Source organism: Kitasatospora sp. NPDC088742, assembly GCF_055584905.1.
Map to the genome: position 1 here is coordinate 77368 of NZ_JBVJLD010000006.1, position 26234 is coordinate 103601.

At 71.9% G+C, this 26234-nt stretch carries 24 protein-coding genes; 9 read left to right on the top strand and 15 right to left on the bottom strand.

What is annotated here, in order from left to right; all coding sequences use genetic code 11:
* Positions 1–33: 33 nt before the first annotated feature.
* Together ACZ6ZR_RS08105 and ACZ6ZR_RS08110 are read right to left on the bottom strand one after the other, a co-directional pair.
* Positions 34–492 (bottom strand): hypothetical protein, encoded by a 459-nt coding sequence (locus ACZ6ZR_RS08105; protein ID WP_465640573.1) that lies wholly within the window; start codon positions 490–492, stop codon positions 34–36.
* On the bottom strand, positions 465–3884 hold the full coding sequence (locus ACZ6ZR_RS08110; protein WP_465640575.1) for a hypothetical protein: 3420 nt from the start codon (positions 3882–3884) through the stop codon (positions 465–467). Before ACZ6ZR_RS08110 ends, ACZ6ZR_RS08105 begins: the two co-directional genes overlap by 28 nt.
* Positions 3885–4356: 472 nt before the next feature.
* Here ACZ6ZR_RS08110 and ACZ6ZR_RS08115 point away from each other — a divergent pair, with 472 nt between their 5' ends.
* The gene (locus ACZ6ZR_RS08115) at positions 4357–4842 is read left to right on the top strand and encodes a hypothetical protein (RefSeq protein WP_465640577.1); all 486 of its coding nucleotides are present in this window, start codon (positions 4357–4359) and stop codon (positions 4840–4842) included.
* 182 nt (positions 4843–5024) lie between these two features.
* Here ACZ6ZR_RS08115 and ACZ6ZR_RS08120 read toward each other — a convergent pair whose 3' ends face one another.
* The 3 genes from ACZ6ZR_RS08120 to ACZ6ZR_RS08130 form a co-directional block, all read right to left on the bottom strand.
* Positions 5025–5399: a hypothetical protein gene (locus ACZ6ZR_RS08120; protein ID WP_465640579.1), complete on the bottom strand. Its 375-nt coding sequence runs from the start codon at positions 5397–5399 to the stop codon at positions 5025–5027.
* 264 nt (positions 5400–5663) lie between these two features.
* Positions 5664–6008: a hypothetical protein gene (locus ACZ6ZR_RS08125; protein ID WP_465640581.1), complete on the bottom strand. Its 345-nt coding sequence runs from the start codon at positions 6006–6008 to the stop codon at positions 5664–5666.
* A 704-nt stretch (positions 6009–6712) separates the two neighbouring features.
* Entirely contained in the window at positions 6713–7048 is a 336-nt protein-coding gene (locus ACZ6ZR_RS08130; protein ID WP_465640583.1) for an HGxxPAAW family protein, read from the bottom strand.
* A gap of 82 nt (positions 7049–7130) precedes the next feature.
* Between ACZ6ZR_RS08130 and ACZ6ZR_RS08135 the strand changes: the two genes are divergently transcribed.
* The 5 genes from ACZ6ZR_RS08135 (at position 7131) to ACZ6ZR_RS08155 (ending at position 11587) form a co-directional block, all read left to right on the top strand.
* Positions 7131–7613, top strand: coding sequence for a MarR family winged helix-turn-helix transcriptional regulator (locus tag ACZ6ZR_RS08135; protein WP_465640585.1), 483 nt, complete (start codon positions 7131–7133; stop codon positions 7611–7613).
* Positions 7614–7717: 104 nt separating this feature from the next.
* Entirely contained in the window at positions 7718–8179 is a 462-nt protein-coding gene (locus ACZ6ZR_RS08140) for a hypothetical protein (protein ID WP_465640587.1), read from the top strand.
* Positions 8180–8229: 50 nt separating this feature from the next.
* The gene (locus ACZ6ZR_RS08145; RefSeq protein WP_465640588.1) at positions 8230–9126 is read left to right on the top strand and encodes a spherulation-specific family 4 protein; all 897 of its coding nucleotides are present in this window, start codon (positions 8230–8232) and stop codon (positions 9124–9126) included.
* Positions 9127–9284: 158 nt separating this feature from the next.
* Positions 9285–10163 carry a glycerophosphodiester phosphodiesterase gene (locus ACZ6ZR_RS08150; RefSeq protein ID WP_465640590.1) on the top strand — a complete coding sequence of 293 codons (879 nt, stop codon included), beginning with the start codon at positions 9285–9287 and terminating at the stop codon, positions 10161–10163.
* A gap of 44 nt (positions 10164–10207) precedes the next feature.
* The gene (locus ACZ6ZR_RS08155) at positions 10208–11587 is read left to right on the top strand and encodes a phospholipase D-like domain-containing protein (RefSeq protein ID WP_465640592.1); all 1380 of its coding nucleotides are present in this window, start codon (positions 10208–10210) and stop codon (positions 11585–11587) included.
* Between the two features lie 9 nt (positions 11588–11596).
* Here ACZ6ZR_RS08155 and ACZ6ZR_RS08160 read toward each other — a convergent pair whose 3' ends face one another.
* The 5 genes from ACZ6ZR_RS08160 to ACZ6ZR_RS08180 form a co-directional block, all read right to left on the bottom strand.
* Positions 11597–12511, bottom strand: a complete 915-nt coding sequence (locus ACZ6ZR_RS08160; protein ID WP_465640594.1) for a GNAT family N-acetyltransferase — start codon at positions 12509–12511, stop codon at positions 11597–11599.
* A 28-nt stretch (positions 12512–12539) separates the two neighbouring features.
* Positions 12540–12701 (bottom strand): hypothetical protein, encoded by a 162-nt coding sequence (locus ACZ6ZR_RS08165; RefSeq protein WP_465640596.1) that lies wholly within the window; start codon positions 12699–12701, stop codon positions 12540–12542.
* 234 nt (positions 12702–12935) lie between these two features.
* Entirely contained in the window at positions 12936–13976 is a 1041-nt protein-coding gene (locus ACZ6ZR_RS08170; protein WP_465640598.1) for an agmatine deiminase family protein, read from the bottom strand.
* Positions 13977–14030: 54 nt separating this feature from the next.
* A complete protein-coding gene (locus tag ACZ6ZR_RS08175; protein ID WP_465640600.1) occupies positions 14031–15746 on the bottom strand; it encodes an urease subunit alpha in 1716 nt (571 codons plus the stop codon).
* 31 nt (positions 15747–15777) lie between these two features.
* Positions 15778–16488 (bottom strand): urease subunit gamma, encoded by a 711-nt coding sequence (locus ACZ6ZR_RS08180; protein WP_465640602.1) that lies wholly within the window; start codon positions 16486–16488, stop codon positions 15778–15780.
* 354 nt (positions 16489–16842) lie between these two features.
* Between ACZ6ZR_RS08180 and ACZ6ZR_RS08185 the strand changes: the two genes are divergently transcribed.
* Positions 16843–17364: an ATP-binding protein gene (locus tag ACZ6ZR_RS08185; RefSeq protein WP_465640767.1), complete on the top strand. Its 522-nt coding sequence runs from the start codon at positions 16843–16845 to the stop codon at positions 17362–17364.
* Positions 17365–17712: 348 nt separating this feature from the next.
* Complete coding sequence (locus ACZ6ZR_RS08190; RefSeq protein ID WP_465640604.1) at positions 17713–19947, top strand: SpoIIE family protein phosphatase; 2235 nt, start codon at positions 17713–17715, stop codon at positions 19945–19947.
* Between the two features lie 224 nt (positions 19948–20171).
* On the opposite strand, the gene ACZ6ZR_RS08195 is transcribed toward ACZ6ZR_RS08190, so the two are convergent.
* The 5 genes from ACZ6ZR_RS08195 to ACZ6ZR_RS08215 form a co-directional block, all read right to left on the bottom strand.
* On the bottom strand, positions 20172–21245 hold the full coding sequence (locus ACZ6ZR_RS08195; RefSeq protein ID WP_465640606.1) for a DUF2637 domain-containing protein: 1074 nt from the start codon (positions 21243–21245) through the stop codon (positions 20172–20174).
* Positions 21246–21416: 171 nt separating this feature from the next.
* A complete protein-coding gene (locus tag ACZ6ZR_RS08200; RefSeq protein WP_465640608.1) occupies positions 21417–22286 on the bottom strand; it encodes a (2Fe-2S)-binding protein in 870 nt (289 codons plus the stop codon).
* 143 nt (positions 22287–22429) lie between these two features.
* Complete coding sequence (locus ACZ6ZR_RS08205) at positions 22430–23215, bottom strand: hypothetical protein (protein ID WP_465640610.1); 786 nt, start codon at positions 23213–23215, stop codon at positions 22430–22432.
* A 177-nt stretch (positions 23216–23392) separates the two neighbouring features.
* Positions 23393–24256 (bottom strand): hypothetical protein, encoded by an 864-nt coding sequence (locus tag ACZ6ZR_RS08210; RefSeq protein ID WP_465640612.1) that lies wholly within the window; start codon positions 24254–24256, stop codon positions 23393–23395.
* Positions 24257–24408: 152 nt separating this feature from the next.
* A complete protein-coding gene (locus ACZ6ZR_RS08215) occupies positions 24409–24999 on the bottom strand; it encodes a nucleotidyltransferase family protein (protein ID WP_465640614.1) in 591 nt (196 codons plus the stop codon).
* Between the two features lie 131 nt (positions 25000–25130).
* Between ACZ6ZR_RS08215 and moaA the strand changes: the two genes are divergently transcribed.
* Positions 25131–26126, top strand: a complete 996-nt coding sequence (moaA, locus tag ACZ6ZR_RS08220) for a GTP 3',8-cyclase MoaA (RefSeq protein ID WP_465640616.1) — start codon at positions 25131–25133, stop codon at positions 26124–26126.
* The last annotated feature ends 108 nt before the right edge of the window (positions 26127–26234 follow it).

The following is a 26234-nucleotide window of genomic DNA, read 5'->3' on the forward strand; positions in this document are numbered from 1 at the left end:
GGAACAGGGGGTCGACTCGTGAAATCACGGGCTTCAGTCTTTTTCGACCTTGCAGCTGGATGCGCCGTCCGAGCGCTCAAAATTGTTGTCGCGACTGGCCGGCTGCTGGGTGTCGAAGAAAATCTGAGTTGTTCCCTGACGGCAGTCGAGTGCGAGTTCGACCGAGAACTGGCCCGGTGAGGTGTCACCCCACATTCCGTTGAGTCGAATGGTCGAAAGCCGCGCACTGTTGGACAGATTCCAAAGCCCGGTGGCACTTCTGGTCGAATCGGCAGCCGAGGCGAACATGGTCTTCTCGGAGATCCCGGCGAGAGTGAATGAGCCGTCTTCGCGGAAAGTGATTGTGCCGCCCTGGCCATTCGTCCACTGTCCGCTCAGGGTGGAGCGATCGACTGTCACTCGGTGGCCCTGTTGTGCACTTGTGCAGCCCGTGACGGCGACGAGCGCCGCCACTGCAGGGAGCGCTACTTTCCAGGCTTGATAGTGGGCCACTTTATTTCCTCCATCCACAGGAAATGCTGCTTGACATCGTGGACCCCAAGAGACCTCAAGGCGCCTGCCGCTCCTGAGTTGCTTTCGCTTCCGGAATATCCGCCAGATCCAGGAGGCCTGGTTCCTGACTCGACTGACATTGAGTTGGTGATCTCAAACTGGACCTTGGAAGATCCGCGCTTTTCGTCCCGATCGACAACTCGGTATCTGAGGTTGAAGCTTCCTAGCATCATCTTGGTCGCGCTACGGTCGTCGGCCCATGTGTTCGATATCTTGGGGATTCCGACCAGTGAAGTCACATCCTGCCAGAACAGTGACTTGATCTCTTGTTGAGAGTGGTCAGAGATCCTGTAGGGAGCGTTCACTTCGGTGCCAAGCGGCATGTTCATAATCGCACCGAACGCCAGGCTCTGGTGGACTCCCTTGACATGGTCGAGCCTCTTGACCTCGTTCATCAAGTAGTCGCCATCGAGGAAGTAGAGATCACTCGGAAGAACTCCGCCCAACCATCCCCACCCCATGTCCATCGGCCCCATCCGCTCTTGCCAGCGAAGGCGGGTGTAGCCGTTCACGGTTACCAACGGTCCAGTGATACTGGTCCCGGAGCCGCCGGAGCCGCCGGAGCCGCCACCCGCGTCGGGCTGTGGTGGCTTGGCAGCCTCCTCCTTGCGGCGCTTCTCGTCCTCGGCCTGAAGTTTCACCGCCAGGACACGGACGGTGTCCAGGGCGATGGCGGCAGCTTGAGCGGAGTCCTTCCCGGCTGCCGCGGCACTCTGCCGCGCGGATTCCGCAGCCGAGTACGCACTGGCTGCACTCGAGCGGGCCTGTGATGCCGATGCGCCGGCCTTCGAGGCGTACTTCGAGGCGGCCACGGCGGCAGCATTGGCGGTGGCCGCGGCGCCCTTCGCCTTCTCGGCGGATCCGCTGGCCTCTTGAGCGCTCTTGCTCGCACTCGTGGCGTACCCGTCAGCTGTCTTCTGGTAGCCGGTGGCCGTGGCAGCGGACCTGCCGGCTTCTTGGCGGTAGCCCTCTGCCTGATCAGCCGCACCGCGTGCGGTGGCTGCTGCTTCGTTCGCCGCTGCCGCGTCCGCGTGAGCCGTGGCCGCAGCGGCGGCGGCCTCCTCGAGCAGTTGGTTGATGCGGGCCACGTGGACGGTGGCGTCCAAATCTTGCTTCGTGGCTTCGAACTGAGCCCGCATCACGAAGGAACGGAGCATGGACGGGGGGCCGGCCAGTGCCACCTGAGCCATGGCCTTCACGTGCGGTCCCCCGGTGTTCATGATCGCGAGGGTCTCCACACGGTCGTCCTCCTCGGCCGCCCGGTACTGGCCGACGTCCAGGAAGTCGCGCAGAGCCTGAGGCGTCTGGCGGCGGACGGCGGCTGACCCTTCCTCCTTCACGGCGCGACCGCCGGTGTGCATGATTTCCAGGACCCGGACCCGGTAGTCGTCCATCTGGGCGATGTGCTGACCGGAGAGAAGGAACGCCTCGACGTCCTCGCGCCGGGAGTAGAGCACGGCTGCAGCGGCCTGCTTCAGGTCCGGGCTGCCGGTGTCGACCATGTTGGCTACCCGTGCGCGGTCGTCCTGCTCGGCGGCGTCGAGCCGGCCGACCGTGACCCAGCTGATCACGTCCGACTCGCTTCCGGTAAGCGCGGACTCCGCAGCCTTCGCGGTCCAGGGGCCGCCGGTCGCCTGAAGACGCAGCGCTGCGAGGCGTCCCTTGGCGACGACCGTCTGCGGGGATGTGCCGGGCGCCGAAGCATCGGCGATCAGCTGCTTGGTTTCCCCGTCGCGTCGGGCTTCCTCGGTCTGTTCCACGACAGTGGTCGCAGCACGGTCCTCGTACTCCTTCCGAAGCCTTCGGGCCTCGGGCAGGGCCAGGTCCCGATCCAGTTCCAACTGGACGGCCTCGGCGGCGCGTGCGGTGTTCATCACGGTCTTGGCCTGGTCCACCGCACGGCTCGCCGCGTCGGCGGCCTTCGTCGCGGCATCGGCATGCATGGCCGCCTGGTTCGCCCACTGATCGGCGGCGACAGCGTGGTCGGCCGCCTCGGAGGCGGCAGCCGCCGAGGCATTCGCATGAGCTGCCGATTCGAGCGCCGAAACGCGGGCGAGGGCGGCTGCGTCAGCGGCCTGCTTGGCCAGCACTGCGGCGGAGTTGGCGGCCTTCGTCGCGGTCTCGGCGTTGCGGGCAGCAAGCTGGGCGGCCTGGGTGGCCCGCTGGGCCTGGGCACCGGAGGCCTGGCTGTACCCACCGGCGGTCGCGGCGGCCTTGGAAGCCGCTGCCGAGTGGCCGCCGGCGCTCGCTGCGGCCTTGCTCGCCGTCTCCGCCTCACGCGCGGCGTCCTCGATGTTCCGGACGACCTCTGCTACGTCGGTCGCTGCGGTGGCGGCGTCCCGTGCGTTCTGAGCTGCCACGCGGGCCTCGGCTACCTTGCCGCGGTCCCGGGCTGCGGCTCCGGCTGCATTCCTGGCGACGTTCGCGGCCCGCTCCGCTCCGGCGGCGGCGGACTGGGCCGCCGCCGCAGCGGTGGCCGCGGCCCGAACGGCGGAGTTGGCCGAGCCTGCGGCGGAGACGGCCGTCTGTGCCGCATCTGCGGCGGCGAGTGCGGCATCGGCGGCCCGGCCAGCCGCGCCCGACGCCCGTTGCGTCGATTCCTTGGCGGCCTCGGTCTCGGTGGCGGCGCGTTCAGCGGCCTCCTTCGCCAGCCGGGCGGCCTCCTGGGCCCGCTGAGAGGTGTCCTGTGCGGCGGCCGTTTCCTTGCGCGCCTCCTGTGCCGACTGCTTGGCGCTGTCGACCAGTTGGGTGACGCTCATCTTCTCCTGGTCGCGCGCGCGGGCGGTCAGCACATCACGGGTCAGAAACGTGTGGATGTCAGCCGCGGAGCCCTTGAGGGCTTCCTGTGCTGCCTTCTGGACCTCGGTGCCCGCGCCCTTCAACATGGCGAGGACCTCGACGCGTTCGTCGTCCGCCTCAGCCTGTGGGCGGACGGACATGAGGAACGCTGCATAGGCGTCCGGCGTGCCGTCCTTGAGCGCCTGCTGGCCGGCTTCCCGAACTCCCTTGCCACCGACGTGAATCGCGGCAAGCACAGAGACGTGCTGGTCATCCCGGTCGGGGGCCTTCCAGCCCGTTTCGAGGAAGGTGCGGATGTCCTGGGGAGACCCCTTCAGGGCAGCCTCAGCTGCCGAACGGACCCCGGGGCCACTGCTGTTGACCATACGGAGGACTTCCGCGCGGCCGTCCTCGTCCATGGCGATCCTGAGACCTTCGCTGAGGAAGAGCGCGACATCCTGGTCGGAACCCGTGAGCGCCTTCTCCGCTGCGGTCTTGGTCGCACGCCCTCCATCGGACCAGGCGTCGAACACCTTTCCGCGATCGGTGAGCACCGGGCCCGCCTCCGGTGAGCTTCCAGGGCTGGGTTCAATCGCGACGGCCGGGCTTCCCAGCGCCCCCGTACTCAATCCCAGGAGCATCGCTCCCACAACAACCGCCCGGAATCGAGCAGCACAGCGCGGCTCGATCCGGGTTATCTGACCGAACATTCAATGACCAACCAAGCGAAACATGGAGCGGACACGGATCTTTGTCGAAGCGCATGACCAGCTGCTGAACATGCAGCTTGCAGATCCTATACGAATCCTTTAGGAGGAGTTTTGTTGCAGATCAACATAATCTGCCGCAAGTAGCGCAAATCAGGCATCGAGATGTGGCCCATGTGGTTCCTCTGTGTACGAGGGGTGGTTAGATGGGGCGGTCGCGCTGGGGTCAACGGACTGGCCGAGAGTCAGCTCTTGATTGACGAACAAGCGTGAAACTGTATTTGACTGGCAATTTGGGAATTTTAGGATGCGCGCTCTGATGAGATCTTCCAAGGCATTGCTGGCCTGTTGTGCAGCAGTAGTGATCAGCCTGGCTGCTGGCGCCTCGGCCGGCTTTGCCGCGGGCGGAGGTGAAGATCCTTCGGAGATCCCTCCGGTTGCCGTTGAAGACTTCTCCTACCCCGGTGCCGAGCAAATCTTCGGGAAGGCTGGAATTGTCCTGAAGGGCGGCGACGGGCATATCACCCTCGCCGACTGTGGTGGCCCTGATCTGATCGAGATTACGGCTCGGATGAAGCCCACGTTCTGCTTGAAGGTGACCGGTGATTCCGGGTCGCTGGTCATGGACGTTCCCAAGGTGACCAGCATCATGAGCCCCGCCTACAACCTCGTGGCAAGCATGAAGCGCGACGGCACGGACGTGACCTTCAACGTGCCGAAGAGTCAGCTGGTGGTCGAAGTTGGCGAGCCGACCGACCCGCAACGACGGGACCACAGCCTCGTCAAGATCACGGCGACGAAGTAGGGCCCAGTGCCGCATCTCCGGCGCGTCCGGCTCAGTGGCCCGATCCTCCGGGTTCGGGCGCGCAGGGGATGCGCTTATTGCATGGGCTCGCAGGGCCCTCCGGGTGACGGCGCCGAGCCCGTTGACCGGTGCGGTGTGATATTCCCCAGGGCCCGATGGATTCCGGGGAGCTCGTAACACGATCACGGTGTCGGTTTGTTGAGTCTTCGCCAGCAGATGTGGGTGCATGCGAGCGACAAGGGTGCGTCGTGGAAGTCGAGGTGGTGTTCTCGGTGGGTGGTGAGGCGCTTGAGTTGGTGGAGCAGGGCGAAGGTCTGCTCGATGACGTGGCGTAACTTGCCGAGATCGCTGATGTCGGGCTTGCCGCAGCGTGGGGTGATGGGCAGGATCCGACGTCGGGTCAGCTCGCGGCGGATGTGCCTGCTGTCGTAGCCCTTGTCTCCGAGAACGGACTCGAGCCGCTTGCGGGGCCTGCCGGATGGCCGGCGACGGGTGAGACCCCGTCGACGAGGGTGAGGGTCTGGGAGATGTCGGATGTTGCCGCCGGTGCTGAACACCTAGAACGGGGTGGCGTTGCCGTCGCAGATCAGACATCCCATGGGGTTAGCGGGTCAAGCCGCGATGGTGAGCTCGAGTTTCTCTGGGCGGAGGAGTAGCGGTCTCCGGCTTCGCGGCGGCGGTCGTGGTGGGCCCCTTGCGTCGGGCGAGGCGGCGAGGGGGGCGAAGGCCCAGACGTAGCCGGCTGCGGTCAGGCGCTGGTTCTTGATCCGACGGACGATGGCTGAGTGGCTTCTGTCGGAGGCGCGGTTGACGGGTGCTGATCAGGCCTGGGCCTTGAGGGCCTTGGCGTCGGTGAAGCGGGTGCGGTTGTTGCCGGTCTCGGCGAGGATCCGGGCGCCGCTGAGTGTGCCGAGGCAGGGGAAGCTGGTGATGACTGCCGCGTCGGGGTGCTGCTCGAACAGCTCGACAGATGCTTCGGCGAGGCCGTCCGCAGGATGCGCAGGGCGGCCTGCAGGCGCTCGGCCTCGGCGTCGATGCCGTGTTGGCGGCCGGGATGCTTGAGCACGGCCTCTGAGCTGGGTGCGGGTGAGACGGTCGGCGTGGCCGGGGTGGGGTGCGGCGGCCAGCAGGGTGCGGGCCAGTGGCGAGTTGAGGCCGCTGGTCATCGCCTGGACGGCGCCGAGGTGGCCGGGGAAGTACTCGCGCAGGTGGGAGTGGAGCTCTTACTGGAGCTCAGGGCCCCGTGTGTCTGTCAGAAGTGACCCGACGTTGGGCACCTTCACGGCCGTGCCACTCGGCGGTGGCCGGCCGACGCCCGGGGCCGGCCCTCTCTGGAGGGCTCAAGGCCCGGATGTGTCATAGGACTGACAGGACGTCAGCTGATCACCGCCGAGGCGAAGCCGGCGAGCCTGTCTGATCTGAGGGTTCTGGACCCCGTGGTGCTTTGGGTTTCACCGGCTTCGGCCCCCATTAGGTGGTGCTTGCTGCCCGGCTTGCCGCGGTCCACCGGCGACGGGCCACCCCCGGCACTCCCCTTTTGGCCCATACGCGGGAGGCGTCCACGCTCGCACGTGTCCAGCCGATCCGGCTGGCCGCGTTCGGCTCGGCGAGGAGTACCCGGTGGACCTGGTCGAAGACCCGGGCTTCCGTCAGGGCGCTCTGCCGGCAGAGCCGGTCGTCCACCGGATACGGGCCCGGTGGCCGCTCTGGCCACGACGGTAGGACCGGCTCGATCAGAGACCACAGGTCGTCATCGACCATCCAAGGCGCGCTCACATGCCACCAAGGGACAAATCGTCACACCGGACACGGCCCACCAGCTCGTGTCGACAAGATCCTCTTACGGGCCCTGAGGGCATCTGACTCGAGGTCAGATCTCGCCCGTCATTCGCGAGGGTCGACTGCGGGGTCGACCCCTGCCAGCCGGACGGCAGCCCAGGCAGTCGGTGTGGGTGGTGGTGTCGCGGGTGCGCCAGGGCCATTGGGATTCGGGGCGGGGGCCGCTGGGCTTGCCCCAGCCGGTGAGGTGGAGGGTCCAGGTGGTGAGGGCGCCGAGGAGGATGGTGGCGGCGCCGGTCCAGAGGAGGGTGGGGGAGGCGGCGCAGAGGCCGATGCCGGTGAGGGTGGTGCCGGTGGTGACGACGGCGGTGCCGGTCCAGCCGGCGAGGGTGTGGCCCATGTCGTGGTGGCCGTGGATGCCGCTCATGGCGGTGCTCCTTCGTCATGATGGGGGACGTAGGACCAGATGTCTTAGTTGCTAAGTATCTTAGACTGTAAGGAGCTTTTTGGTGGAGGGCAAGCCGCGCCCCGAGGCGTCCCCGGAGCAGGCCCTGGCGGCCATGGACCAGCTGATCGCGCTGAGCCTGACCGGTCAGCAGGACATCGCGCAGCGCCTGGGGCTGGGGGTCACCGACCTCACCTGCCTCGGCCACGTGCTGGGGGCGGGGGCCGAGCCGATCACCGCGGGGGAGCTGGCGGAGCGGGCCAACCTGACCACCGGGGCCGTCACCGGGGTGGTGAACCGGTTGGAGAAGGCCGGCTACGCCCGGCGGCAGGCGGATCCGGGGGACCGGCGGCGGGTGCGGATCGTCGCGGACGAGACGGCGGTGGGGCGGCTGTACGAGGTGTACGGGCCGTTCTACGCGCGGTTGAACGAGCTGTTCGCCGACTACACGGCGGATGAAGTCGCGGTGCTGGCGGACTGGTTCGGCAGGGCGGCCGGGTTGATGCGGGTCCGGCAGGAGGAGCTCCGGCGGCCCGTGGAGGGGTGACGGCGGGGCGTCGGCGGGCTGTCAGTGATCTGTCACCTCGCTGTCGGCGAGTTGTGGGTGGGCCCTGTGATTCTGGACTTCCTTTGAACGAGAGGGAGTTGGCGATGGATCAGGCGTTGGTGGACCGGATGTGGCAGTACCTGCACGCGGGGCTGGCGATGGACCTGGAGGTTCTCGACGCGCTCTACGACGAGGAGTTCGAGAACCTCCGGGTGGACCGGGCGGGTCTGAGCGTGCGGCTGGTGAAGGAGCAGTTCATGCACCGGTTCCGCGCGCTGCGGGCGGAGGGGAGGGTGGTCGGGGACTCGTTGGCCGACGTGTCGTTCCTGGCCACCACGGTGCGGGCGGACCACGGGTCGATCGTGATGCGCCGGGAGGAGGACGGTGTGCCGACGCTGTACGACTTCACCTGGCGGCGGGAGGGCGGCCGCTGGACCACCCTGCTAAGGGAACTGACGGTGGAACAGGACCTCCGGCCGTTGATCGCCGTGATCGAGGCGGCGGGGGCCACGACGGGCGCCACGACCGAGGAGAAGGCCGAGGAGAAGGTCATTTCGGCGGGGTAGCATCCGGCTCGGGGCGGAGGGAACGCCACGACCAACCCATGGGGGATTTCATGCGTGCACGTGCGAAGGGCCTGCTGGCCATCGCGTTCGGTTCGGTCCTGGCCCTGACAGCCGTGTCCACGGCCGGGGTCGCCGACGCCAAGGCCGGCAGCCGGGGCCTGGAGGTCGCGGTGCCGGCGTACGTCTGGCCGGGGGACCCGATGCTCACGGGTCTGCAGGCCACCTCGCCCGCCGCCTCGGTGGTGGTGCTCAACCCGGGCAACGGGGACAGCCCGTTCGACGCCGCCTGGCAGGCGCAGGCCGACGCGCTGCGCGCCGGGGTCACCGCGACCGGCGCTCACACCAAGGTGCTCGGCTACGTCCACACCGCCAACGGCACCCGCCCGGCGGCCGCCGTGAAGGCCTCGGTGGACAACTACCTGAAGACCGCCGACGGCAAGCTGCACGTCGACGGCATCTTCTTCGACGTGGTCAGCCGGGACTGCGGCGCGGCCAACGCCACCCGCGACCACTACCTGGCGCTGCGTCAGTACGTGCAGAGCACCGTCGAGTCGGTGGCGCCCGGCACCGAAGAGCTGGTGATCGACAACCCCGGCACCGCGATCGCCGACTGCTACCTGGAGCCCGGCCACCGCACCGCCGACACCTTCGTCACCTACGAGGGCACCTACGCCAACTACACCGGCGGCGGCTGGCTCGGCGGCAACGTCTTCAACCTGACGGCCGGTTACTACTCGGGCGCCTCCTTCGACCCGAGCGGCACCGCGTTCTGGCACCTGGTCTACGGCGCGCCCGGCCAGGTCGAGATGAAGACCGCGCTGGACACCGCCTTCGCCCGGGGCGCCGGCTACGCCTACGCCACCGACGACACCCTGCCCAACCCCTGGGACGCGGCGCCGGGCTACGGCTTCGCGGCGCAGACCTCGTACGCCGCGACCATCGGCTGACCGCGAGCAAGGCCTCGGCGGGCCACTGGGAGCAGGTCGCCCGGTAGCCCGCCGAGGGCGTGCGCGCCGGGGTGAGCGCGCCGTCGGCGCTCACCCGTTCGTCTGATTGTCCGCAGGTTCCCGGGCGAGGGAGGCGCTGACGGGTCATCACTGGACGCATGGGACGAACCGGTACCGTGCTCCTCTCCTCGCTGCTCGTGCTCGCGGCGGCCGTGCCGATCTCCTCCGACCTGGTGCTCGCGGACACCACGCGGGCGGGGAGCGAGGCCGTCGGCTGCCAGCGGATCCCGGTGGCCGGGCACCGCGGCGCGCCCACCCTCGCGCCCGAGAACACCATGGCCTCCTTCGAGGCGGCCCTCCACGAGGGGGCCGACTGGCTGGAGACGGACGTCCTGGTCAGCAAGGACGGCGTCCCGGTGCTGATGCACGACCCGACGGTGGACCGGGTCACCGGCGGCACCGGCCACGGCGCCGTCGCCGACCTGGGGATCGCCGAACTGGACCGGCTGCGCGTCACGGTGGGCCCCGGCGGCCCGCAGCCGATCCCCCGCCTCACCGAGCTGCTGGACCGGCTGCGCGGCACCGGGGTCCGGCTGTTGATGGAGATCAAGGACGTGGGCAGCCCGGCGGACGCCGCCGCGATCGGCCGCCTGGCGGCGGTGGCGGCGGCCTCCGGCGTGGAGGTGGAGCTCTACTCGTTCTACCCCCAGCACCTGCGGGCCGCCCACGACGCCGCACCGGAGCTCCCGGTCACCCTGCTCCAGGCCTCCTGGTACGCCCGCGACCCGGAGGGGCTGCCGCTGCACGCCGTCTCGCTGGAGCAGGTGCTGGCCACGCCCGAACGGATCCGGGCCGAGCACGCGGCCGGCCGCCGGGTCTACGCCTGGACCGTGGACGACCCGGACGGCTGGGTCCGGACGGCCGGGCTCGGGGTGGACGCGGTGATCACCGACACCCCCGGGGCCGCCCGCTCCCGGCTGGACCGTGACTGCCCGCGCCGCAGCGGCCACCAGTGGCAGCGCCTGACGGCGCGTTAGCCGTGCGGGGGGTGGCCTGGAGGCGTGGTCTAGAGTGGCCCGCGATGATCATCAAGAGACTGACCGTCAGGAGGCCCGGCGCCACGGCGCTGCGGGCCCGGCGGATGCTGCCCGCGCTGCTCTGCGGGCTCCTGCTGGCCACGGCCGTCCCCACCGCCGCAGTCGCCGAGCCGACCACCTACGTGACCACCGGCCCGGTCTTCAACAACCCCAAGGCGCCCGACATCGCGGGCCAGAACGCGATACTCGGCCACCTCGGCCGGCTCACCGGCGGGGCGCTGCCCGGCTCCACCATCCGGATCTCGATCTTCTCGCTCCGCTCCGACTGGTACGCGGGCAAGCTGGCCGAGGCGCACCGCAACGGCGTCAACGTCCAGGTGCTGGTGGACCACACCAGCGTCGAGGCCGACGGCTCCGGGGCGACTCCCGGGCTGAAGGTGAAGAACACCCTGGACGCCGCGTTCGCCGAGACCGCGCCCGCCGGGAAGACCTACGGCAGCTCCTGGATCCGGGTCTGCGCGCCGGACCAGGCCTGCCTGGCAAAGAACGCCGAGGCGTACGCGCCGTTCAGCAACAACCACAACAAGTTCTTCCTGTTCTCCCGTACCACCGGCAGCGGCCTGCCCACCCTGGGCGTCCCGCTGGACGACGTGACCGTCCAGTCCTCGGGGAACCTCACCCCCTGGGACCTCAAGTACGGCTGGAACGACGCCATGACGGTGGTCGGCAACGCCGAGCTGCACGCCGCCTACCGCACCTACTTCGAGAAGCTGACGGCCTCCCAGGCCGCCCCGGACGGCTCGCTCCAGACCAAGGATTACCCCGTCGAGGTGCAGGCCGGCGCGGCCCGGGCCTACTTCTTCCCGCGCGCCACCTCGGACCCGGTCGTCGACGTCCTCAACGCGGTGGACGACCCGATCGGCACCGCCCCGGTCTGCTACGGCAACACCAGGACCACCGAGAACCCCGAGGGCCGCACCGTCATCCGGATCGCCCAGCACCAGATCTCCCGAGAGGCCGTCGCCCGGAAGCTCTGGGAGCTGGCCGAGGCCGGCTGCTACGTGGACGTCGTCTACCGCCTGCTCAACGACTGGGACGCCCCCGGCCCCCAGCGTGACGTCGGCTTCTGGCTGACCCGCTCCACCAAGAACGGCAAGATCTCGCTCCACCGCCTCAACAACGACACCCGCGGCGGCTCCGCCACCCACACCAAGTACCTGCTGGTGGAGGGCGGTTACCAGGGCCAGGCCGACCAGAAGGTGGTCTTCACCGGTAGCCACCCCTACACCAACATGGGCCTCACCGAGACGGACGAGGCGCTGCTGAAGTACCAGGACGCGGCCGTCCACGACGCCTACGTGAAGAACTTCCGCGACCAGCGCGCCGCCGCCGTCGCCGAGGACGCCCTCGGCGGGGTGGCATAGGAGACAGCCCTAGCCCAGCTCCTTGCGGTGGACGGTGGAGCTGCGGCGCACGCGCATGCCGGCGCTCAGGTAGAGGGCGAGGGCGCCGGTCTCGGAGTGGGTGCCGAGGGTGGTGGTGGGGCGTCCCGCCCGGCCGAAGGCGTGGAAGGTGCCGGCCAAGAGGTGGCGGGCGATGCCGCGCCGGCGGTGGGCGGTGTGGACGGCGAGTTGTTCGATCCAACCCTCGTCCGGTTCGGGGGAGTCCAGGGAGACGGTGGCGCCGACGAGTTGGCCGCCGGTGAAGGCGAGCAGGGTGGCGTCCGGGGCGAAGGCCGGGTGGGCGACGGCGTGCGCGGCCCACTCGGGGTAGCCGTGGCGGCGCTGCTGCCACTCGTCGAACGCGTCCTGGACCAGGGCGTGCAGGGCCGGGCCGTCACCCTCGCGGTACGGGCGGACGGTGAGGCCGGGAGGTGCGTCCGGAGTGTCGCCGGCGGCCGCGGTGTGCTCCAATTGCCATTCGGTGACCCGGGGTTGGTACCCGCGCGAGTGCACCAGGGCGACGGCCGCCGCGTCGGCGTCCGGCACGACCTGGGTGATCTGCTCCCCGCCGGCCGCCCTGGCCCGGGCCTCCGCCCAGTCCAGCAGCGCCGCCCCGATTCCGCGCCCCCGGTGCTCCGGGTGCACCTGCACCACGGACCGCCGGTCCACCCAGGCCCAGCCCACGACCACCCCGGCGGCGTCCCGCACCACCGCCGTGTCCAGCTCGGCGATCAGCCCGGGCCGGGCCAGATCGGCGGCCGCCCGCCCGGCCCCGCTGCCCGCCCGCCCGTACAACTCCCGTTCGCAGGAGCCCAGGAGAGCCGCGATCCCGGCCAGGTCGGACGCCCGGACCGGATCGCTCCGGTACCCGGTGGGCAGTGACGGCTCGATGCGTGTTCCCGGCATGGGGCCAGCTTAAGGGCGGCCCCCGGGGTCAGTCCGTGGCGGGGGTCTGGCGGATCGGGTCGAGGTGGTCGCCGCCGGGGGTGGAGTAGTTGGCGTAGGGGGTCACTCCGCTGAGGACGTGGGCCACCGAGGTGGAGGTGGCGGCGGTGAGGCAGGTCGCCACGGCGATGGCGGCCGCTGCGGCGGTCATGGCGCGGATGTTCATCGGGACCCCCGTGATCCTTCCAACCCGACCGCACCGGTCGGGGCGGTGATCTTCGCAGGCCCACGGCCCGTCGCACAAGGGCGGTCCGAAGGTGGGCGGCGGTTGTGTCAGGTAGGGGGATGACGACCGTGTGACCGACGGCTCCAGGGCTCCGGACGGCGAAGGGCCCTCCGGCGCGGGGAACGGGGTGCGCCGGAGGGCCCTCGGGGTGACGGTGCGTCAGGGCTGGGGCTGCTGCTGGGTGATGCAGTGGATACCGCCGCCGTTGGCGAAGATCTCGCGGGCGTCGACCAGTTCGACGGTGCGGCCGGGGTAGGCCTCGGCGAGGAGCTCGGCGGCGACCTGGTCGCGCGGGTCGTCGAAGGCGCAGAGGATGACGGCGCCGTTGGCGACGTAGTGGTTGATGTAGGAGTAGTCGACCGGTTCGCCCTCCTCGTCCAGGAGGACGGTGGGGGCGGGGAGTTCGATGACCTCCAGCTGCCGGCCCCGGGCGTCGGTGGCGGCGCGCAGGATGGCGACCAGCTCCTGGCAGACCTCGTGGTCGGGGTGGGCCGGGTCGGGCTGGATGTGGGCGACGACCACGCCGGGGCGGACGAAGGAGGCGACGATGTCGATGTGGCCCCGGGTGCCGAACTCGTCGTAGTCGCGGGTGAGTCCGCGCGGCAGCCAGACCGCCTTGGTGGTGCCGAGCTGGGCGTGCAGCTCGGCCTCGACCTGCTCCTTGGTCCAGTCGGAGTTGCGGCCCTCGCCGAGCTGGACGGTCTCGGTCACCAGCACGGTGCCCTCGCCGTCCACGTGGATGCCGCCGCCCTCGTTGATCAGGCGGGAGGCGAACCGCTGCACCTCGGTGAGCTTGGTGATCTCCTCGGCGATGTGCTGGTCGTTGTCCCAGCGGGCCCAGGACTGCGCGCCCCAGCCATTGAACACCCAGTCGGTGGCGGCGAGTTCACCGGAGCCGTTGACCAGGAAGGTGGGGCCGATGTCCCGCATCCAGGCGTCGTCCAGCGGGCGCTCGACCAGCTCCACCGCGGCGTCGACGTAGCGGCGGGCCGCGTCCAGCTCCCCGGTGTTCACGATCATCGTGACCGGCTCGTACCGGACGATGGTGTTGGCGACCCGGGCCCAGGCCTCCCGGGCGGCGTGCAGGTGGTCGGGGGTGTCGAAGGTCGGGTTGTCGGTGGGGAAGGCCATCCAGGTGCGGTCGTGCGGGTGCCATTCGGCGGGCATCCGGAAACCGAGCGAGGCGGGGGTGGCGGTCATGGGTGTGAAGTCCTCAGCGGGTGACGGGGGTTGGATGGAGGTCGAGCAAAGGGTTCAGAGGAAGTAGAGGCGGCTGAGCGAGACGGAGTCGGCCGGGGCCGAGCGCAGCGGTTCGCCGTCGAGCGAGACCAGGCCGGTGGTGGCCTCGACCTGGACGGTGCCGGTACGGGCGTTGCGGACCAGGTCCGCCGGGCCGATGCCCCGGGTGCCGTGGACGGCGACCCGGCGGCGCCGGGTGGGCATCGCGTCCCCGTTCTCGACCGCCGCCCGGGCCACGAAGGCGACCGAGAGGTCGGCGGCGGTGGCGCCGTGGGCGCCGAACTGGGGCCCCAGGACCAGGGGTTCGCAGCGGTCGGTGGAGGCGTTGGGGTCGCCGGTCACGCCGTACGCCGGGAAGCCGGACTTGAGCACCAGCTGCGGCTTGGCGCCGAAGTGGTCCGGGCGCCAGAGCACGATGTCGGCGAGCTTGCCCACCTCGATCGAGCCGACCTCGTGGGAGAGGCCGTGCGCGATGGCGGGGTTGATGGTGAGTTTGGCGATGTAGCGCAGCACCCGCTCGTTGTCGTCGCCGGCCTCAGTGGTGCCGACTGTGCCCGATCCCTCTGGACCGTCCAGCGGCCCGAGTTCGAGCTTCATCTTGCCGGCCATGGCGAAGGTGCGGCGCACCGTCTCGCCGGCCCGGCCCATGCCCTGGGCGTCGGAGGAGGTGATGCCGATGACGCCCAGGTCGTGCAGCACGTCCTCGGCGCCCATGGTGCCGGCCCGGATCCGGTCGCGGGCCATGGCGGCGTCGCCGGGGAGGTCGACCTTGAGGTCGTGGGCGGAGACGATCATGCCGAAGTGCTCGCCGAGGGCGTCCCGGCCGAACGGGAGGGTGGGGTTGGTGGAGGAGCCGATCACGTTGGGGACCCCGGCCATCTTGAGCACGTTGGGGACGTGCCCGCCGCCGCAGCCCTCGATGTGGAAGGCGTGGATGGTGCGGCCGTCCAGCACCCGCAGGGTGTCCTCCACCGAGAGGCACTCGTTGAGGCCGTCGGTGTGCAGGGCGACCTGGACGTCGTACTCCTCGGCGACCCGCAGCGCGGTGTCCAGCGCGCGGGTGTGGGCGCCCATGTCCTCGTGCACCTTGAAGCCACAGGCGCCGCCCTCGGCCAGCGCCTCGACCAGCGGGGCCGGGTCGGAGGACGAACCGCGGCCCAGGAAGCCGATGTTGACCGGCCAGGCGTCGAAGGCGTTGAAGGCGTGCCGCAGCGCCCAGGGGGAGTTGACGCCGACGCCCCAGACCGGGCCGAACTCCTGGCCGATGACCGTGGTGACGCCGGAGGCCAGCGAGGCCTCCATGATCCGGGGCGAGAGCAGGTGCACGTGGGTGTCGATCGCGCCGGCGGTGGCGATCAGGCCCTCGCCGGAGACGATCGTGGTGCCGGTGCCGACGACCACCTCGACACCGTCCAGGGTGTCCGGGTTGCCGGCCCGGCCGATGCTCGCGATCCGGCCGCCGACCAGGCCGATCGAGGTCTTGCGGACGCCCAGGACGGCGTCGATCACCAGCACGTTGGAGATGACGACGTCACAGGTGTCGCGCACGGCGGCGGGCTTGAGGTGCAGGCCGTCGCGGGCGGTCTTGCCGAAGCCGGCCAGGAACTCGTCGCCGGGGGCCTGCGAGTCGGACTCCACCCGGACGATCAGCCCCGAGTCGCCGAGGCGGATCCGGTCACCGGCCCGGGGGCCGTGCACGGAGACGTAGTCGTGCGGGGTGATGGCGGTCATCGGCCGGCCTCCTCGGGAGCGGCGGGGGCGGTCACGAGTCCAGCTCCGCGTCGTCGAAGCCGGTGAGGTAGCCGGTGGCGCGGGCCTTGGCGAGCGCGGCCTCGCGGGCGCCGGGGGCGTCCAGCGGCCCGTCCACCAGGCCGGCGAAACCGATCGCCACCCGGGCCCCGCCGATCGGCACCAGGCCGACCTCGACGGTGGCGCCCGGGTCGAAGCGGACCGAGGAGCCGGCCGGGACGGCGAGGTGGGTGCCGTAGGCGGCGGAGCGGTCGAATGCGAGGCGCGGGTTGGCCTCGAAGAAGTGGAAGTGCGAGGTGACCGAGATCGGCACCGCCGCGGTGTTGTGGACGGGGAGCAGCAGGGTCTCCTCGACCGGGTCGTAGCCCTCGCCGCTGCCCAGCAGGGCGGTGCCGGGGGCCTCGTCGCCGAGCGAACCGGCGCCCCGGAACGGGTCGTTGACCACCGCGAGGCGGGTGCCGTCGTCGAAGACCGCCTCCACCTGGACCACCGTCACCACGTCGGCCACGCCGGGCAGCACGTCCTCGGCGGAGAGCACGGAGCGGCCGGCCTCGACCGCCTCGGCCAGCCGGCGGCCGTCGCGGGCCGCCTCGCAGACGGTGTCCGCGATCAGGGCGGTGGCCTCGGGGACGTTCAGCTTCACACCCCGGGCGCGCCGGGCGCGGGCGAGTTCGGCGGCCGTGAAGATCAGCAGCCGGTCCCGCTCGGTGGGGGTCAGTCGCACCGTGCCTCCTCGCTCGCGCCGATGTTAGAACGACGTTCAAACTCTCTGTCCGGCCATTGAACCCGGACCGCGCCGCCGTGTCCAGCCTTGTCCGTTCCGGGGTGTTCTGCGCGCCGGGCGTCGCAATCGTGTGGCCGTGGCGAGGGGCCCGGTCGTGGTCCAAACCTCCGGGGCGCCCTGAAAAGGATCACTTCGGGCCCGTTGAGCCCCACTTCACCCCAGGTGACCGTCCGCACACTGTTGCGTGTCCCCGCCAGTGGGCATGAGGATGGTCGTCGGTATCGGGACAGTCCGCCAGCGGGGGACGCGACGCGGCCAACTGTCCGGGAGAAGGGCTGTGGGGGGCGTTACGTGATGGAAGGCAAGGCAAGGTTCCCGCGTCAGCGGACGGCTTCGAACAGCACGGCGGCCGACGGTGACTCCGTCCGCGCCAGGGACCACGAGCAGTACGCCCACGACGGCCGGGCCCGTCCGCCGCAGGAGCCGGGCTGCGCCCTGCACCGCAGGCTGCACGCCGCCCTCGACCCGGCCGACCTGACCGGCGTCGGCGCCGTCCGCCGCCGCCTGCGGGCCGCCCTCGACCTCTGGGGCGTACCCGAACTCGCCGACACCGCCGAGCTGTTGACCTCCGAGCTGGTGACCAACGCGCTGCTGCACACCGAGCGCGGCGCGGTGCTGGACGCGGTGCTCAGCCCCGAGCAGCGGCTGCGGATCGAGGTGCAGGACGGCACCACCCGCCTGCCGAGCCGCCGGATCGCGAGCGAGACCGCCACCTCCGGGCGCGGCCTCCAGCTGGTCGAGGCGCTGGCGGACGACTGGGGCGTCCAGCTGCGCGGCGACGGCAAGGTCACCTGGTTCGAGCTCGGCCCCGTCTGAGCCGCTCCGCCCGGCCTCGGCCAGGCCCCTGCCCGACCGTCCCCCGTGCATATGCCGCGTCACCACCCGGTCACGAAATGCTCCCGGCTCATTGCCCGGGCCGCCGTCCTGTGCTCATCTGGACCTGGCCTTTCGGGTACGTCCCGCGCGTGCGGCCGGTCCCGTCACCCGAAAGCCCGCTGGTGAGGCGGTACTAGTAATCTTTCGGCAGGATAGTGAGAATGTGTGCCCGGGAAGGCAGCGGGGAGAACCGAGCCTCGACCGACCGCCCCGAGCACCGCCCACCCACTCGGCACACGGCCGTCCCGGTCCGCCCGGACCTGACGGCACGGCAGCGGCAGGAGAAGCATGGCGACTGAGCCCGAGTCCACGGGGCCCGCGCGCCGCACCCCGCCTGCCCAGTCGGCCCGCGGCACGGCCGGCCACGGCCGGTCCGCGGTGAACGCGCTGCGCCCGGCCGCCGCCGGCAGCGGCCTGGCCACCGGCCGGATCGCCCCGGTGGTCCCGCGCGGCCTGCCCACCAGGACGGGGGACTCCACCCCCGACTGGCTCGAACCCGCGATGGCCGCCAACGGCATCGGCTCCTTCGACTGGGACATCCGCCGCGACGTGCTGGAGGGGGACCCGCGGGCCTGCGCCATCCTCGGCCTGGACCCGGGCCGCTTCGACCGCAGCGCGGCCGCCTTCCTGGCGATGCTGCACCCCGAGGACGCCCCGGTGGTCCGCCGCCGGGTCGAGCGGGCGGTGGCCGAGCTGGGCCAGTGCGGCGCCTACTACCGCACCGTCTTCCCCGGCGGGGAGCTGCACGCCGCGCGCTTCCGCGGCCGGGTGCTGGCCGACGCCTTCGGGCGCCCGTCCCGGATGGTCGGCTTCGTCTGGGACGCCACCGTCGAGCTGCACAAGCGCGAGCGGGCCGGGGCGATGGCCGCGCTGCGCGAGGACCGCTCGCGCTTCATCAAGGAGGCCGCCCGGGCGCTCTCCGAGTCCGTCACCGTCCGTGACGTGGCCCGGGTCTTCACCGAGCTGCCGCTGCCCGGCCTCCCGCCGGACGGCCTGATCCTGGCCTCGCTGGAGGCCGGCCGGTTCCAGGTGCTCGGCGCCAGCGGCTACCGCAACGGCGACCTGCGCCAGTACGACCGCGCCCCGGTCCCGGCCGGCCACCCCGCCGCCGAGGCGATCCGCAACCGCGCCCCGGTCTTCATCTCCAGCCGCGAGGAGTACCGCGAGCGCTACCCGGACGCCTACCCGCAGATGGCCGAGACCGGCCAGCGCAGCGCCTGGGCCTTCCTGCCGCTGGTGGCCAGCGGCCGGGTGACGGGCGTCTGCGTGGTCGGCTTCGACGACGACCGCGAGCTGGACGCCGACGAGCGCACCCTGCTCTCCACCCTGGGCGGGCTGGTCGCCCAGTCGCTGGCCCGGGCCCGGCTGCACGACGCCGAGCACGAGCTGGCGGCCGGCCTCCAGCGGGTGATGCTGCCGCGCACCGTGCCCTCGATCTCCGGCGTGACCACCGCCGTCCGCTACCTGGCGGCCGGCTCCGGCCTGCAGATCGGCGGCGACTGGTACGACGTGGTGCCGCTGCCCGGCGGGCACGTCGGCCTGGTGATCGGCGACGTGCAGGGCCACGACGTGCACGCGGCCGGGATCATGGGCCAGCTGCGGATCGCGCTGCGCGCCTACGCGGCCGAGGGCCACCCGCCCGCCGCCGTGATGGCCCGGGCCTCCCGCTTCCTGGCCGACCTGGACACCGACCACTTCGCCACCTGCACCTACGCCGAGGTGAACGTGGACTACGGCGTGGTCTACGCCGTCCGGGCCGGCCACCTGGACCCGGTGGTCCGGCGGTCGGACGGCACCACCGCGGTGATCCCGGTGGCCGGTGGGCTGCCGCTCGGCGTCTCCCCGGACGAGGAGTACCGGGTCACCCGGTTCTCCCTGGACCCGGGGGAGACGGTGGTGCTCTGCACCGACGGCCTGGTCGAGGCCCGGGACATGGACCTGGACACCGGCTACGACCGGCTCTGCGCGACCGTGGCCCGGCAGCTGCCCGGCCGGGGTGAGGGCCCGCGCGACCCGCTGGACGAACTCGCCGACCGGATCGCCTCGTTGGCCGCCGACTCGACCGAGCGCGAGGACGACATAGCGCTGCTGCTGCTCCGCTGGGACGGCCCGGCGGGCGGGCTGGCCGCGCAGCAGCTGCGCCGCCGGATCGGCCAGGCCGACCTGGCCCGGATCTCCGAGCTGCGCGGCGAGCTGCGGGACGCGCTGCGCCGCTGGGGCGTGGCCGAGCTGGTCGACTCCGCCGAGCTGCTCGCCTCCGAGCTGGTCACCAACGCGATCCGGCACACCGACCGGGACGCCATGTTCACCGCACGGCTCTACCGGGAGGGTTCCGAGGAGGGCCGGGCCCGGCTGCGGGTCGAGGTGGAGGACGAGTCCGACCTCTGGCCGACCAGGCGCACCCCGGGCGAGCAGGCCTCCTCCGGGCGCGGCCTGATGCTGGTCGAGGCGCTGGCCGACGCCTGGGGCGTGGAGCCGCGCGGCAGCGGCAAGCGGATGTGGTTCGAACTCTCCGCCGACTGAGGCGGGTTGCGACCTCGGGCGGACGGCAGCCGGGCGGACGGCGGGTCGGCGGACGGCAGGGCGACGGCGCCGGTCCGGACCGGACGGGCCGTCAGGCCGCGGCCCGGGGGAGCCGGGCCGCCGCCTGATCGGTCCGGTCACGGGTTGCGCCGGGGGCGCGGGCCTCGCACCGCGCGCCGCGGAGTGCCGCCCCACGGCCTATCCACGCTCGAGCGGCTGATCGGTCAGCCGAACTGCTGCTCCAGGTCCTTGAGCTTCTGCTCCAGGGAGTCCAGCCGGGGCAGCGGCATGGTCTCCTCCTCCGGTGTCAGGTCGATGCTGCGCCGCACCGGCAGCGCGCCCTCGGTGGCCGGAGCGGCGGGGGTTGTCGCCCCGGAGTCCGGCGAGTTCCGGGAGTCCGGCGAGTTCGGTGAGCTCTGCGAGCTCGGGGAGTCGGGTGACGGTTCTATGACGGGCTCCGAACTTCCCGGCGTCAGCTGCCGGTTGGCGCCCCGGGCCCGCCAGGCGCTGCCCGGCTGACGGCCGATGGCGCGGATCTCGGCCCGCTCCCGGCGGCTGGCCATCCGCTGGCGCTCGCGGTCCAGCGCGGCCTGCCGCTTGTCGTCGCGGACCTCCTCGACCGCCTCGTCCAGGCTGCGCACGCCCTCCAGCAGCATCAACGACCAGGCGGCGTACGTCTCCAGGGGCGCCCGCAGCCAGCGGACCACCCGGATCTGCGGCAGCGGCCGCGGCACCAGGCCCTGCTCGCGCAGGGCGGACACCCGGGTCTGCTTCAGCGCGCGGTCGAACAGGATCGCGGCCGAGAGCGACATCCCGGCGAAGAACTGCGGGGCGCCGACGTGGCCGTAACCCCGGGGCGCGTGAACCCAGTTGAACCAGGCCGAGGCGCCGGCGAACAGCCAGACCAGCAGCCGGGAGCCGAGCGCGGCGTCACCGTGGCTGGCCTCGCGGACGGCGAGCACCGAGCAGAACATCGCGGCGCCGTCCAGGCCGAACGGCACCAGGTACTCCCAGCCGCCGGAGAGCCCGAGGTTCTGCACCCCGAAGCCGACCAGGCCGTGGAAGGACAGAGCCGCGGCCACGCCCGCGCAGCAGAACAGCAGCGCGTAGGCGGAGACCCCGTACATCGACTCCTTGCGGCGGCGGCGCTCCTCGCTGCGCTCCCAGGAGTCGGTCGCACCGGTGGCGGCCGCGGCGGCCGCGGTCCTGGTGCGCAGGAAGGTCACCAGGACGGCGACCGCCACCAGACCGGCCACACCCGTGATGGCCCAGCCCAGTGGAATATCGGACAGTTTCATGGCCGGAACCAGCCTCGCTTTCCCGCCGTGTGACGGCGAGTCACCACTATGGCCGATGGTCGGCGGCCTTTCGGCCGAATCCGGTCCAATGCACTGAGGAGAGGGAATTCCGAACGCGTTGAATCCATACGGTCATATGAAATGACTGAGCCGAATCGGACCCGGAATGCGCTATTCCGGACAGCTCCGCGGACAGCTGAGACAGGTTTCTTCCGGACGCACCGTGTAGAACAGGCAGCAACTGACCCGGGTCCTGGTCCGGGCGGCCGGGCCGTCCGTCAACCGCCTGAAACCCGCCCCGCCGACGAACGGGCGCTCGGACGGGCCGGGCAGCAGTTCGGCCACCTCGGCGGCGGCCCGCTCCTCCTCGCCCAGCAGGCCGCCGAGGAACCACAGCCCCTCGATCACGTCGTCGGTCGCCATCCCCCACAGGGTCCGCGAGCCGCGCCGCATGGCCGGGTGGAAGGCCGTCAGTACGGGGGTGAGCAACTCGGCCAGCGCGGAACGGAGTTCGGACCGCAGAGCGTCCTCGTCCGGCACCACCCGGGCGCCCGGCAGGTGGGCCGCCGGGTCGTCGGGCAGGCAGGCGAAGCCGTCCGGGTGGACGGCGAGCTCCCCGGCCGGGCGGTGGATCGCCACCCGTCCGGCGGGCAGCCGGGGCACCCGGCGCTCCAGGAACCACGGCAGGGTGAGGGCCAGCGCGGCCGGCCAGACGTAGCGGTGCAGGCAGAAGCCGGCCGCCACGTCGGGCCGCAGCAGCTGCCCGTAGTCGGCCAAGGCCAGCGACTGGTCGTGGGCGATGAGCTCCTGACGGACCGATTCCTCAGTCACCAGCGCGGTGGTAGCCACCCAGCCGGGGCCGGTCGGCAGCGGGCCGGTGACGATCCGCAGGCTCGGGAAGACCCGGTGCTGGCGGGCGTAACTGCCGAGCAGCGGCGAGTCGTCGCGGAGAGGGCCGTCGGAGAGGAGGCCGTCGTCGGTGCGGCCGTCGGCGAGGGGGCCGGGCCCGGCGGGGCGGGCCTCGGTGCTGCTGGCGGTCATGCGGGCCCCCGGAGGTGGGCCGGCGCTCGGGGAGCCCGGGGCGGCGGTACGGGCCGGCCCGCGCGGGCGAGCCGGACCTGCCCGGAGTGGGTCTCCCCGGGCAGGTTAGGCTCACCTTAGCTGATGCTCCTTCCGACGTCCCGTCAGCTTCCGCCGTCCGGGGGAGCGGCCGGGGCGGGCACGGTGTCCAGCCGCCGTGCGAGCCAGACCGGCACGCCGCCCAGCGCCTGTACGAGCCGGGCCGCCTCCGCCCGCAGCCGGGCCGCCTCGGCCGGCTCGGAGACCTCGGCCAACGCCGCCAGGGCCGGTGCCACCCCCACCGTGAAGCCCAGCTCCTCACGGATCGTCAGCGAGGTCCGGAAGCCCTCCCTGGCCTGTTCGAGGTCGCCCGCCGCGAGGGCCAGCGAGGCCAGGTGGCGCCAGGTGTAGGAGAGCAGGAGTTCGTCACCTCGCTCGGCCGCGCCGTCGTGCGCGCGCCGGTACGCGATCCAGGCCGCCTGCCGGTCGTGCAGCAGGTTCTCCGCGACCAGTCCGCGCCGGAAGTCCAGCAGCGGACGCCCCGGGGAGTCCGGCGGGAGCAGGGCGGAGGTCCGCCCGAGCGCGGCCTGGGCCTCGTCCAGCCGGTCGCGCGGGCCCAGCACGCTGGCCACGTAGGCCAGGAAGCCGCGTGCGCAGGTGGCCTCGGCGCGCTGGTCCGACGAGGCGGCCAGGGCCTCCGCCGCGCGCAGGGCCTCCTCGCCCTGCTCCCAGTGCGCGGCGGTGAACATGCACTGTTCGATGAGGAGTTCGGCCCGGGAGAGGGCGGCCGAAGGGTCCTCGTGGGCCGCCGGGAGGAGCAGTTCGGCGGCCTCCTGCCAACATCCCCGGGACCGTAGCCGCCAGACCGCGTCCGTCTTGCTGCCCCCCAGAGCTGTTCCGTGCTCCGACAACGCCACCTCCTTGTGTGCGGTGTCCAGCGAGCGGGCATGGCCGCCGTGGCGGCAATTCAACACGGGGGCGAGCTTGTGCACCAGATCACGAGCGCGAGATGATCCGGAATCAACTCCTCCTGATCATCTGGTCCAGACCGGTTCGGGGTGCCGGCCCGGCGGGTCCTCCGTGTGCCGTCAGGAGGTCCAACCCGTCTCCAGCAGGGCCTCGGCGGCGCCGTTGGCCGGCTGCGGGATGCCGGACTCGTCCAGGTGGAACAGCGCTACCAGCAGCTGCTCGCCCCGCACCAGCGCCTGCTGGGTGAAGCCGGAGCGGCTGAACAGCGCCGCCGCGATCTCCTCCGCGTGCAGGGTGCGCAGCCAGAGGCACTCCACCGTGCGCAGGTCGGCCGGCGCCCCGGAGCCGTCCACCTGGGCCACCATCCGGCCGCCCAACAGGGAGACGGAGGAAGTCTCCTGATCCTCCGTCAGCTCCAGGTCGTCGAAGCCCAGCCACTGGAGGTAGCGGGCGGTGGTGAGCACCGCGTCGTCCTCGGAGCGCACCGGGTGCGGGCGGAACGGCGGCCGGTACTCCCAGGCGGACGGCCCGCCCTGGACCGGCACGGTCGGCCGGGGGTCGGCCGGCAGGCCGTCCAGCCCGTCCAGTCCGTCGAGGGCGCGGGCGTCGAACGGCAGTGGGGTGCCGGGGCGTTGGTGCCGGGGGCCGGGGCCGGCGCTCTGCAGCCGGGGGGCCCGGTCCACCGGGAGGCGGACGGTGGCGCCGCAGTTGCAGGTGAACTCGGGCTGGGGCCACTGGTCGTCCCGGCCGCAGTGCGGGCAGCGCATGCTCAGCCAGGAGTCCTCCCAGGAGCGGAACCGGATCTGCACCGGTATGCCGCCGCGCAGCAGCGGCACCCGCAGCCGGGCCCCGCAGGGGCATGGCAGGCTCGGCGGCTCGTACAGGTGCTCACGGCGGCAGGCCGGGCAGCGGATCGGGCTCGCGCCGTGCGGCCGGTCCGCCGCCGGCTCGTCGAAGTCGTCGGGCAGCGGTGCTCCGGGCATCGTGCACACCGTCCGTTCTGGTCGCCTGGCCTGGTCCGTCCCATCGTCCCCGATCCGACCGGCCGTCGGCCCGGATATCGGCAATCCTCAGGGAGAGACCAGGGGCACGTCAGGGGCGCACGGTCCACGCGGGGGCGGCGCGGACGGGGGGCTCAGCCCGCGTCCCAGCGGGCCAGGTCCTCCGGGGTGTCCAGGTCGTCCGGGACGGCCACGTCGCCGCACTCGACCAGCTCGACCGGGTGGGCGGCCAGCAGGGCACGGGCCCCGGCGTCGCCGACCGCTCCGGCGGACGCCTCGGCGAAGTGGCGGGCGCCGATCAGCACCGGGTGGCCGCGCCTCCCGCCGTAGGCGGCGGCGGCCAGTTCGGCGCCGGCCGCGTGGGCGGCGAGCAGCCGGGCCACGGCGGCCGGAGTGACGCCCGGGGTGTCCACCAGCATCACCAGCGCGGCGGTGGCCCCCGGCGGGAGCGCCGCCAGCCCGGCGCGGAGCGAGGAGCCCATGCCGCCCTCCCAGTCGGGGTTGTCCACCAGGACGCTCGCCCCGGTGTCCACCGTGGCCCGGACCTCCTCGGCGGCGGCGCCCAGCACCACCACGGCGCCCGTGCAGCCGCCCGTGCGGACCACCCGCAGGGCGTGCGAGAGCAGCGGGCGTCCCTGACGGGTGATCAGCGCCTTGGGGCGTCCGCCGAGACGGCGCCCGCCGCCCGCCGCGAGGACCAGGGCCGGGACGTTGACAGTGCTCATGCCGCCAGTCTGGTGCCCCTGGGACCGGAGGGGCAGTTGTGCGATCGCACAGGGCGACGCCGCAGGTCAACGCGGTGGGCCGGTGCTTCCGCCGCTGGTGCTCCCCGGGGCCCGGGCCCTGTACTGGGCAGATGGACACCGCACCAAGCCCGCTGGTGGACCGCTTCGGCCGGGTCCACACCGATCTCCGGGTCTCCCTCACCGACCGCTGCAACCTGCGCTGCACCTACTGCATGCCGGCCGAGGGCCTGAACTGGCTGCCCCGCGCCGAGGTGCTCACCGACGACGAGGTCGAACGGCTGGCCCGGATCGCCGTCACCCGCCTCGGCATCACCGCCCTGCGCCTGACCGGCGGCGAGCCGCTGCTCCGCCGCGGCCTGCCCGGCCTGGTCGGGCGGCTGAGCGTGCTCGGCGCCGAGGTCTCGCTGACCACCAACGGGATCGGACTGGCCCGCACCGCCCACGAGTTGAAGGCCGCCGGGCTGCACCGGGTGAACGTCAGCCTGGACACCCTGCGGCCCGAACGCTACGCCGAGATCACCCGCCGGGACCGGATCGCCGACGTCTTCGCCGGCCTGGCCGCCGCCCAGGCCGCCGGGCTGGCGCCGGTGAAGGTCAACGCGGTGCCGGTGCGGGGCGTCAACGACGACGAGATCGTGGAGCTGGTCGAGTTCGCGGCCGAGCACGGGTACCGGATGCGGTTCATCGAGTCGATGCCGCTGGACGCGCAGGGCGCGTGGGAGCGGGACCGGATGATCACGGCGGACGAGCTGCTCGCGGTGCTGACGGAGCGTTGGGAGCTGGTGCCGGTCGGACGGCACGGCAACGCCCCGGCGGAGGAGTGGCGGATCGCCGGCACGGAGGTGGTGGTCGGGGTGATCGCCTCGGTGACGCGGCCGTTCTGCGGCGGCTGCGACCGGGTCCGGCTGACGGCCGACGGGCAGCTGCGGAACTGTCTCTTCGCGACGGAGGAGTCGGACCTGCGGGCGCTGCTGCGGGGCGGCGCGGACGACGACGCCGTCGAACGCGCCTGGCGCAACACCATCGCCCGCAAGGGCCCGGGCCACGACATCGGCTCCGCGGACTTCGTCCAACCGGCCCGGCCGATGTCCGCCATCGGAGGCTGACGCGAGGGTCCGGGAGGGCAGCGACCTCAGGGGCGCGAGGCTCTGCTGATCTGCGGCTCCGCCGCGCGGGCGCGCTGGGGAACGGCAACACGTGCAACTGGCTGACGT